Below are 9726 nucleotides of genomic sequence, written 5' to 3'. Positions count from 1 at the left end.
AGAGGAGATTGGGGTGGGGGGCGTAGGCTGGGTGGCTGTGGTGTGTCCGCCTGGGCCGGTGGTGTCGTGCGCCGGGCGCCCGTCGAAGGGGAGACGATGAGCAAGCAGCCCGGCGGCTCCGCCGCCGCGCAGTCGGACCAGCCCGTGCCGGCGGTCGACGGGACCGCCGCGGCGACGGAGCAGTCAGCTCGCGCCGCCGACACCACCGCCACCATCGACCAGCCGGCTCGCGCCGACGGCACCACCGCCACCGCCACGAACCAGCCGGCTGGCGACACCGGCGCGACCTCCCAGCCAGCTCGCGCCGACACCGACGCGGGCGATCCGCCCGGCGCGAACGCCGACGACACTGGCCCGGGTGGGCCGGCGCTCGCGCCCGGCGCGGCGGTGTTCGCGCTGCTGGCGCTCGGCTGGCTGGCCGCGATGCTGTGGTCGACCCGCGAGGCGATCAGCTCGGCGGCGGCCGGGATCACCGCGATCAGCCTCTCCGCCTTCGCGCTGCCGGGGGTGATCTCGGCTGCACTGGTCGCCGGCGCCGCCTTCGCGCTGCTCGGGGTCGACCTGCTCGCCCGCCGGGGCAGCGACCGGGTGACCCTGCGCTTCGTGGCCGCGGTCGCCACCGGGTTGCTGGTCGGGCTGGCCGCCGCGTTCGCGATCAACCTGACGTACGCCGACAACGCCACCACCAACGTGATCGCCGGCACCACCGCTGCCGCCGCGATCATCGGCGGCGCGCTGGCCGGCGCCCGCACCGCACCCGTCGTCGGCGCGGTGGTGGCCGCCACGCTGGGCACGCTGATCTTCGTGGTGGCGTTCAGCCGGGCCCGGGACCCGCTCTTCGACCTGTTCGGCGCCGGCGACACCCAGGAGTCGCTGGTCAACGCGGCGAAGTGGGTGTCACGAACCGAGTCGCTGCTCGCCGGGCTGCTGGCCGGGCTGCTCGCGTTCGGCTACCTGACCTGGGCCCGCCGCCGGGCGCTCCGCCGGGATCCAGCGGCGCCGGCCCTGCGCTGGCCCGGGTACCTGCTCGCCGGGGCCGGACCAGGGTTGCTCCTGCTGCTCGCCGAGGTGATCATCCGGGTCGGCGGGCGTTCGCTGCTCGACCTGGCCGGCGCGCTCAGCGAGGCGGACGCGGTGGCCCAGACGACGCTGGGCACCTCCCGGGTGGACAACGGCATCTGGGTGCTCTTCGTGGGCGCGCTGACCGCGGTGATCGCGTTCGGCCGCACCCTCGGCCCGGGCCACGCCGACGACGAGCCGGAACCTGTCGAGGCCGAGCCGGGCCGCTGACCCGGCGCCCTCCGCTTCTCCCGGCGCACTCGTCACGCCCACACCCCTCGGTCAGGACGCCGAACGCAGCAGCAGGTCCAGCTCGGTCACGTCGTACCACTCCAGCTCGTGGTCCTCGGCGCCGTCGACGGTGAACTGGGCGTCCGGGTCGCCGGCGAGCGCCTCGGTGACCACGTTCGCGGCGGCCGCCACGTCCTCGACCGCCTCCGCGCCGTCCAGGTGGATCGCGGCCACGGCGGTCACCGGCACGGGCGCGTTCAGCCTGACCGTGCTGGAGCCGAGCTCGGCGTTGCCGCGGCTGACCGCTGCGGCCGGCAGGTCCGCCGACACGACCACCCGGCGGCGGGGCGCACCGGGGTCCGCCCGCAGCAACTGCAGCGCGTCCTGGGCGGCACGGGTGAACGCGACGTACTCCAACTCCTCCTCGTCGCCCTCCGCGTACCACTCACGCAACGCGGGGGTCACCGCGTGGGCCTCCGCCGCGGCCAGCCCCTGCTCGCGCAACATGGCCAGCATCGGGACGGTCGCCGGCACGTACACCCGGACTAGCTCGTCGGTCACCGGTCGTCTCCCCCGCTCAGGTCCTTCGCCGGCCCGCGCCGGCTCCGGGCGCCGATCATGCCGTACGTCGTGACCGTCATACACCTCGCACTCGTCCGGTGGAAGTTCCTCGCCGGTGTGTCCCCCGCCGGGTCGGTTGTTGGGCCACGTCGGCGGCCGATGGCAAACTGAGGCAAACGACGCCAACCCCGGGAGTTTCCGTGGAGCCGAGGTTCCTGCTGCTCTCCGACGTGGCGGCTGAGCTGAACGTGTCGGACTCGCAGGTGTACCACATGGTGCGCAGCGGCGAACTGCCCGCAATCAAGATCGGCGGGCGTGGCCAGTGGCGCGTGGAGCGCGCCCGGCTTGAGGAGTACATCGAGGGCAAGTACGCGGAGACCGCCGAGTGGGTCCGGAGCAACCCGCTTGTCGACCGCGACCCTGAGTGACGTCACCGATCCGCACAGCCATTGACCGGGGGCTCTGCCATGCCCGACAATTGCACGTGGTCGAAAGCAAACGAACGCAAACGTAAGGATTGAGGGGGCACGTGATGACCGACACCCGTCGGCCCGGGCCTACCCGGCCGCCCATCCGGCTACGGCCCGCCCCGTCGTCGGAGCCCCCGTTCGTCGACGAGGACGACGCCCGCTGGCCGGTCCCGGGCCACGGTCAGCTCGTCCTCGACCTGTTCGATCCCGGTTGCCGCGAGCCGGGCCGGCCGCCGGGGCGCCGGCAGCGGGTCGGGCCGACCCCGGTCCGGCCCGGTCGGCGTATACCGGGCCCGTTGCCGCCCGAGGCGCTGGCCACCGCCACCCCGGAGGCCAGCCGGGCCGCCCACCGGTTCCTCGGCATCTGGGTGGAGGTGCTCAACGGCTACCGCCCACCCGGCCAGCTCCGGCCGCTGCTCGACCCGACCCGCGCCGCCGGGGTGCTGCCCGAGCTGGCCCGGGCCGGCAGCCGCACCGGCCCGGTCCGCCGCCGGTCGGCCCGGCCCGCGGTACGGCTGCGCCGGCTACGGGTGTGCGAGCCCCGGCCCGGCGCGGTGGAGGTGGCCGCCGTGCTCGCCAGCGGCGCCGGGAACACCTGGGCGGCCGCGCTACGCCTGGAACGCCGCCGGGGCTCCTGGCTCTGCACCGCCCTCCAGGTCCTCTGACCGCATCGGCGGGCCCGGCTGGTCAGCCGAGGGCCCGTCATCGCGTTCCTCGCGTTGGCCCGGCCCTGACCCGCGCCGCCTCGGGCCGATCCCTGGCTGCCCGGGGTGCCCACCTGGCTCAGGCGGTGGGCGTCCCGGGTCTTCATCCGTCGCCACCATCGACGGCGCCGCGCCCCGGCCCGGTGCCGGCTATCGGGGCGGCGGTCAGCCGCCGTGCCGTACGCCGACGACGGGGCCAGGGCACAACGACGGTGCGCGGGATCAGGCGCCGTTGTTGGGGGCGCCGTGGCAGCGCTTGTACTTGCGGCCGGACCCGCACGGGCACGGGGCGTTGCGGGACGGGCCGTTGCTGCCCTCCGCCTGCCCCGGGGCCGTCCGCCGGGCGGCGCTCGACGCGACCGCCGGGCCACTCAACCCGGTCGCCGGACGCTGCGGCGCCGCCGGAGCGGTCGTGCCCGGCGCCGCCGGGGCAGCCTTCGCCGGCCGCCCGATGCCGAGCGCCGGCGCCTGCTGGTCGGCCCGCTCGACGGCGACCGCACCGGCGCCCGCCTCGCCGTCGATGGTCGGCGCGGAGTATTGCAGGCCCTGCCGCTGCGGCGCCCGGGCCAGACCCTTGGCCCGGATCTCGACCGGCTTGTCGAGCAGCTTGACCTCTTCAGCCGCCGGCTCCGGCTCGGCGACCTGAACCTCCAGGTTGTAGAGGAAGCCGACCGTCTCCTCCTTGATGCCGTCCATCATCGTGGCGAACATGTCGAAGCCCTCGCGCTGGTACTCCACCACCGGGTCGCGCTGGGCGTACGCCCGCAGGTTGATGCCCTCCTGGAGGTAGTCCATCTCGTAGAGGTGCTCACGCCACTTACGGTCGATGACCTGGAGCAGCACCATCCGCTCCAGCTGGCGTACCGCCTCCTCGCCGAGCTGCTCCTCGCGCCGGTGGTACGCGGCGTGCGCGTCCTCCTTGAGCCGGGCGAGCAGGAAGTCGGCGTCGATGCCGGCGCGTGAACCGCCGGCCTCCTCCTCCATCTCCTCGATGGTGATGCCGACCGGGTAGAGCTGCTTGAGGCTGGACCAGAGCTGTTCGAGGTCCCAGTCCTCGGCGTACCCCTCGGAGGTGGCGCCCCGCACATACGCCTCGACCACGTCGTCGATCATGTTGCGGACCTGCTCGGAGAGGTCCTCGCCGTTGAGCACCCGGAGGCGCTCGGCGTAGATCACCTGGCGCTGCTTGTTGAGCACCTCGTCGTACTTCAGGACGGTCTTGCGGATCTCGGCGTTCTGGCCCTCGATCTGGGCCTGCGCGCTCTTGATCTGGCGGGTGACCATCTTCGACTCGATGGGCACGTCCTCCGGGATGTTGAAGCGCTCCATGACCGCCTCGACCGCGCCGGAGCGGAAGCGCCGCATCAGCTCGTCCTGCAGGGACAGGTAGAAGCGAGACTCACCCGGGTCACCCTGCCGGCCGGACCGACCACGCAGCTGGTTGTCGATACGGCGGGACTCGTGCCGCTCGGTACCCAGCACGTACAGGCCACCGGCGGCGGCCACCTCCTCCGCCTCGGCGTCGCAGGCCTGCTTCCAGTTGGGCAGGACCTCCTCCAGCGCCTTGGCGTACTCCTCTTCGTTCTCCACCGGGTCGAGGCCGCGCTGGCGCAGCTCGTTGGCGGCGAGGAACTCGGGGTTGCCACCGAGCAGGATGTCGGTGCCCCGGCCGGCCATGTTGGTGGCGACGGTGACCGCGCCCTTACGGCCGGCCTGGGCGACGATCTCCGCCTCGCGGGCGTGGAACTTCGCGTTCAGCACCGCGTGCGGGATGCCGCGGCGGCGCAGCAGCTGGGAGAGGATCTCGGAATTCTCCACCGAGACGGTGCCGACGAGCACCGGCTGGCCCAGCACGTGCCGCTCGGCGATGTCCTCCACGACGGCGTTGAACTTGGCCTTCTCGGTCTTGTAGATGACGTCCGGGCGGTCCTGCCGGACCATCGGCCGGTGCGTCGGGATGGTCACCACGCCGACCTGGTAGACCTTGTTGAACTCGCCCGCCTCGGTCTGGGCGGTACCGGTCATGCCGGAGAGCTTCTCGTAGAGGCGGAAGTAGTTCTGCAGGGTGATGGTGGCCAGGGTCTGGTTCTCCTGCTTGATCTCCACCCCCTCCTTGGCCTCGATCGCCTGGTGCATGCCCTCGTTGTAGCGGCGACCGTGCAGGATCCGGCCCGTGAACTCGTCGACGATCAGGACCTCGCCGTCGCTGACGATGTAGTCCTTGTCGCGCTTGTAGAGCTCCTTGGCCTTGATCGCGTTGTTCAGGTAACCGACCAGCGGCGTGTTGACCGACTCGTAGAGGTTGTCGATGCCGAGGCGGTCCTCGACCTTGGCCACACCCCGCTCGGTGACCGCGATGGTGCGCTTGGCGTGGTCGACCTCGTAGTCGCCCTCGCCGTCCTTGCCGAGCTGGAGGCGGGCGACCACGCCGGCGAACTCCTGGTACCAGCGGGCCGAGTGCTCCGCCGGGCCGGAGATGATCAGAGGGGTGCGGGCCTCGTCGATGAGGATCGAGTCGACCTCGTCGACCACCGCGAAGTTGTGGCCCCGCTGGACCAGCTCCTCCCTCGACCAGGCCATGTTGTCGCGCAGGTAGTCGAAGCCGAACTCGTTGTTGGTGCCGTAGGTGATGTCGCACTCGTACGCGGCGCGGTGCTCGGTGGCCGGCCGGTTGGGCAGGACCACGCCGACGGTGAGGCCGAGGAACTCGTGCACCCGGCCCATCCAGGCCGCGTCGCGCTGGGCGAGGTAGTCGTTGACCGTCACCACGTGCACGCCCTCGCCGGAGAGCGCGTTGAGGTAGACCGGCATGACCGAGGTCAAAGTCTTGCCCTCACCGGTCTTCATCTCGGCGATGTTGCCGAAGTGCAGCGCCGCGCCGCCCATCACCTGGACGTCGTACGGGCGTTGGCCGAGCACCCGGGCGGCCGCCTCGCGGCACACCGCGAACGCCTCGGGCAGCAGGTCGTCGAGGGTCTCGCCGTCGGCCAACCGCTCCTTGAACTGGTCGGTCATGCCGCGCAGCTCGGCGTCGGTGAGGTTGACGTAGTCGTCCTCGATCGAGTTGACGGCGGCGGCGATGGCCTTGAGCCGGCGCACCATGCGAGCCTCGCCAGCGCGGAGGACCTTTTCCAGAATCGACACGGATCAACGCTCCCCTAGACAGTCTCGAACCATCGTAGGCGCTCCATCGGGGCGATGGTCACTGGTGGCGACGGTCCGGCTGGGCTAAACCGACATAACGGACGTACCGGTGGCCGGCCACCGGTAATCCGGTTACGCCGTCCGCGAACGGTCGGGCACGATGGCTCGGGTGGAGCCTGTGGAGATCATCGAGGACGGCCTGCTGCTGCGGCCCTGGCGGGCCTCCGACGCCGACGCGGTGCACCGCGCCTGCCAGGACCCGGACATTCAGCGCTGGACCGCCGTACCCCGCCCGTACCTGCCGGAACACGCCAGCGGGTTCGTCACGGAGTTCAGCGCCCGGGCCTGGTTGACGGGCACCGGCGCCCCCTTCGCGGTCTGCGACGCGGCCACCGGCGAGCTGCTCGGCTCCTGCGGGCTCGTCGCCATCGACACCGGCTCCGGCTCGGGCGAGATCGGCTACTGGACGGCGCCCTGGGCCCGGGGCCGGGGGATCGCCGTCCGGGCCGCCCGCGCGGTCGCCCGCTGGGCGTTCGACGGGCTGAAGCTGCGGCGGCTGATCTGGCAGGCGGAGCTCGGCAACCACGCCTCCCGGCTGGTCGCGCTCCGCTGCGGCTTCCGGATCGAGGGCCGCCTGCGGCTCGCCGACCCGCCCCCCGAGGGCGACGTCGAGGGCTGGATCGGCACGCTGCTGCCCGGTGAGGTGCCCGACCCCGGCACCACCGGCCCGGCCGGACCGGGCACGCTCCAGGCCCGCCGCGCCGCCGTCTTCGGCCGCCCCCAGCCCGTCCTCTTCGCCGGGGCGGGCGCCGGCGAGCTGCGGCTGCGCCCGATGGAGGAGCGCGACCTGGACGCGGTGGTGGACACCTGCCGCGACGCCGACACCATCCGCTGGACCAGCGTGCCCGACCCGTACGACCGCGCCGACGCCGAGTCGTACCTGAGCTACGCCCGTGGCGCCTGGGCAGCCGGCACCAGCGCCTGCTATGTGGTCGCCGACGTCGACGACCGGTACGCCGGCACGATCGACCTGCGGCTCTCCCCCACCGACCCGCTGCTGGCCGACGTCGGCTTCATGACCGGCCCGGCGAGCCGGGGCCGGGGCGTCATGCCCGCCGCGCTCACCGCGCTCAGCACCTGGGGCTTCGCCACGCTCGGGCTGGCCCGGATCGAGTGGCGGGCGAACGTCGGCAACACGGCCTCCCGCCGGGTCGCCGAGAAGGCCGGCTTCGTCTTCGAGGGCACCGCCCGGGGCGGCGTGGCGCACCGGGGTGGACGCGTGGACGCGTGGATGGCCGGGCTGCTCGCCGCGCACCTGTCGTGACCCCGGAGGTGGTGGAGTCGGGCGGCATCCGGCTGCGGCGGTTCCGCCCCGACGACGTCGACGACCTGGCCGCCGGTTGCGCCGACCCGCTCGTCCTACGGTTCAACCCCGTCATGCCGGAGCCGTACACGGAGGCGGACGCCCGCTGGTGGATCGCCGAGGGCGCCCCCGCCGCCTGGCGCGGCGGCGGGGCCGCGTACGCCGTCGCCGACCGCGACACCGACCGGCTGCTCGGCGGCGCGGGCCTCGGCCAGGTCGTGGCCGCGCGTCGGCAGGCGGAGCTGGGCTGTTGGGTCGCGCCGTGGGCACGCGGGCGCGGCGTCGCCACGGCCGCCGCCCGGGCGCTGGCCGAGGTCGCGTTCCACGCCGGGACCGTCCGGCTGGAGCTGCTCACCCACGCCGAGAACCCGGCCAGCCAGCGGGTGGCGCTCGCCGCCGGCTTCCGCCACGAGGGGGTACGCCGGGCGGCCGGCCAGACCCGCGGCGGGGGCCGGCAGGATCTTGTCGCCTGGGTACGCCACGCCGACGACCCGCCGGGTCCCACCCGCCGGCTCCTGCCCGACCTGCCCGAGGGGCGGCTCAGCGACGGCGTGGTGACGCTGCGCCCGCTCGGGGCGGGTGACGTCGAGCTGATGTACCGCCTGCACACGCGGCCGGAGGTGGTGGCGAACCAGGCACCGCCGGTGCCGCCGACCCGGGCCGCCGTCGAGCGGCGCTGCCGGCTGGCGGAGAGTGGCTGGCTGACGGGTGCCGCGGCCCGGCTGCTGATCCTCGACGCGGTCACCGGCGAACCGGCGGGCAGCTGCGGGCTGACGTACTCCGACCCCGACGCCGGGGAGGCGACGATCGGCTACGCGCTGCTGCCCTCCGCACGCGGCCGCGGCACCGCCACCCGCGCGGTACGGCTCCTCGCCGGCTGGGCCTTCGGGCCGGCCGGCATCGCCCGGCTGGCCGCCGGGACCATGCCCGAGAACACCGCGTCGCACCGGGTGCTGGAGCGGGTGGGCTTCCGCCGGGAGGGGCTGCTGCGCGGCCGGCTGCCGGGCCTGGACGGCACCCGGATCGACGACCTGATCTTCGGACTGCTGCCCGGGGAGCTCCGCTGACCCGCGCCCAGGCGCCGGGATCGCGACGGCGGCAGGGGCGCTGACCCGGGCGGCGGAGCGGCGGGTACGCCGCCCCGCCGCCCGGCGGCTCAGATGGCGAGGGAGATGATCCCGTAGTCGTAGGCGTGACGCCGGTAGACGACGCTCGGCCGGCCAGACTCCTTGTCCTGGAACAGGTAGAAGTCGTGGCCGACGAGTTCCATCTGGAACAACGCGTCGTCGACCGTCATCGGCTCGGCGGGATGGACCTTCTCCCGCGCGAGGTGCCAGGGCTGGTCGTCGTACTCCTCGTCGGGACGTTCGGCGACCACGGTGGCCGTGCTTGCGCCGGCGCCGTCAACGGACGCGCCGAGCGGCCCGTCGAGGTCGGCGACCGGCAGGCCGGCGGTGGCGGCGGCGACGGAGAGCGGCGCGTGGCGGCCGCGGTGGACCCGGCGGCGGTCCGCCGCCCGGCGCAACCGGGTGTCGAGCTTCGCGATGGCCGCGTCGAGGGCGCTGTAGAAATCGTTCGTGCAGGCTTCGGCCCGGATCACCGGGCCCCGGGACACGCAGGTGATCTCCACCCGCTGGCAGTGGTCCGCCTGACGTGGATTCCGCTCGTGAAACAGCTCGACATCGACACGAATGAGTTTGTGGTCGTAGCGCTCAATTTTGGCGAGTTTCTCGGCTACGTGCACCCGGTAATGGTCCGGCACTTCGACGTTACGGCCCTTGACCACGATGTCCACGTGACCTCCCTAGTTCGGACGGTCGTTCGATCCGGAACTCCGGTCGCGCGCCCTCGGGGAGGGGTCCCACTCGGCGTCGACCGGTCAGTACGGCTACGCCTCCTTTCACCGCCGGGGGCGGGTGGGAAGACCTCCTACCCCCGACAGGCAAACGCTAACTCGTGTTTGCCCGGCAGTCACCCCTGGTTGCCGAGACCGCTCGGGAATTTTCACAGCTCATACACCAACGGGTGAAACGGAAACACGAACGGTTACGACAGGTGCCGTTTCTCGGTGGCCGCGAGGACCGCGGCGACGGTCGGTGACGCACCGGTCGCGGCCAGCGTCCGGCTCACCGCGGCGAGGGTGGCCCCGGTGGTGACGATGTCGTCCAGTACCACCACCGCCACCCCACCCGGC

Annotated in this window: 8 protein-coding genes and 1 pseudogene; 5 read left to right on the top strand and 4 right to left on the bottom strand. The window is 73.2% G+C overall.

Going from position 1 to position 9726, the window contains the following annotated elements; all coding sequences use genetic code 11:
• Positions 1–96: 96 nt before the first annotated feature.
• Entirely contained in the window at positions 97–1290 is a 1194-nt protein-coding gene (locus tag C1I99_RS24490; RefSeq protein ID WP_233512689.1) for a RodZ family helix-turn-helix domain-containing protein, read from the top strand.
• A gap of 51 nt (positions 1291–1341) precedes the next feature.
• Here C1I99_RS24490 and C1I99_RS24485 read toward each other — a convergent pair whose 3' ends face one another.
• Positions 1342–1851 carry a DUF6912 family protein gene (locus C1I99_RS24485; protein WP_111136549.1) on the bottom strand — a complete coding sequence of 170 codons (510 nt, stop codon included), beginning with the start codon at positions 1849–1851 and terminating at the stop codon, positions 1342–1344.
• Positions 1852–2051: 200 nt separating this feature from the next.
• Between C1I99_RS24485 and C1I99_RS24480 the strand changes: the two genes are divergently transcribed.
• Positions 2052–2279 carry a helix-turn-helix transcriptional regulator gene (locus C1I99_RS24480; protein ID WP_111136548.1) on the top strand — a complete coding sequence of 76 codons (228 nt, stop codon included), beginning with the start codon at positions 2052–2054 and terminating at the stop codon, positions 2277–2279.
• A 104-nt stretch (positions 2280–2383) separates the two neighbouring features.
• The gene (locus C1I99_RS24475) at positions 2384–2986 is read left to right on the top strand and encodes an Rv3235 family protein (protein ID WP_111136547.1); all 603 of its coding nucleotides are present in this window, start codon (positions 2384–2386) and stop codon (positions 2984–2986) included.
• Between the two features lie 261 nt (positions 2987–3247).
• Here the strand turns inward: C1I99_RS24475 and secA are convergent, their stop codons facing one another.
• The gene (secA, locus tag C1I99_RS24470; RefSeq protein ID WP_111136546.1) at positions 3248–6169 is read right to left on the bottom strand and encodes a preprotein translocase subunit SecA; all 2922 of its coding nucleotides are present in this window, start codon (positions 6167–6169) and stop codon (positions 3248–3250) included.
• A gap of 160 nt (positions 6170–6329) precedes the next feature.
• Here secA and C1I99_RS24465 point away from each other — a divergent pair, with 160 nt between their 5' ends.
• Together C1I99_RS24465 and C1I99_RS24460 are read left to right on the top strand one after the other, a co-directional pair.
• Positions 6330–7493: a GNAT family N-acetyltransferase gene (locus C1I99_RS24465; RefSeq protein WP_233512688.1), complete on the top strand. Its 1164-nt coding sequence runs from the start codon at positions 6330–6332 to the stop codon at positions 7491–7493.
• Positions 7490–8599, top strand: a complete 1110-nt coding sequence (locus tag C1I99_RS24460; RefSeq protein ID WP_111136545.1) for a GNAT family N-acetyltransferase — start codon at positions 7490–7492, stop codon at positions 8597–8599. Before C1I99_RS24465 ends, C1I99_RS24460 begins: the two co-directional genes overlap by 4 nt.
• An 89-nt stretch (positions 8600–8688) precedes the next feature.
• On the opposite strand, the gene hpf is transcribed toward C1I99_RS24460, so the two are convergent.
• The gene (gene hpf / locus C1I99_RS24455) at positions 8689–9327 is read right to left on the bottom strand and encodes a ribosome hibernation-promoting factor, HPF/YfiA family (protein WP_111136544.1); all 639 of its coding nucleotides are present in this window, start codon (positions 9325–9327) and stop codon (positions 8689–8691) included.
• A gap of 251 nt (positions 9328–9578) precedes the next feature.
• A pseudogene (locus C1I99_RS24450) lies at positions 9579–9726 on the bottom strand (ComF family protein); the annotation flags it as partial.

Source organism: Micromonospora deserti, from assembly GCF_003236335.1.
GTDB lineage: Bacteria > Actinomycetota > Actinomycetes > Mycobacteriales > Micromonosporaceae > Micromonospora > Micromonospora deserti.
The sequence above is the reverse complement of the archived record's forward strand: the minus strand, read 5'-3'. Positions and strand labels throughout refer to the sequence as shown.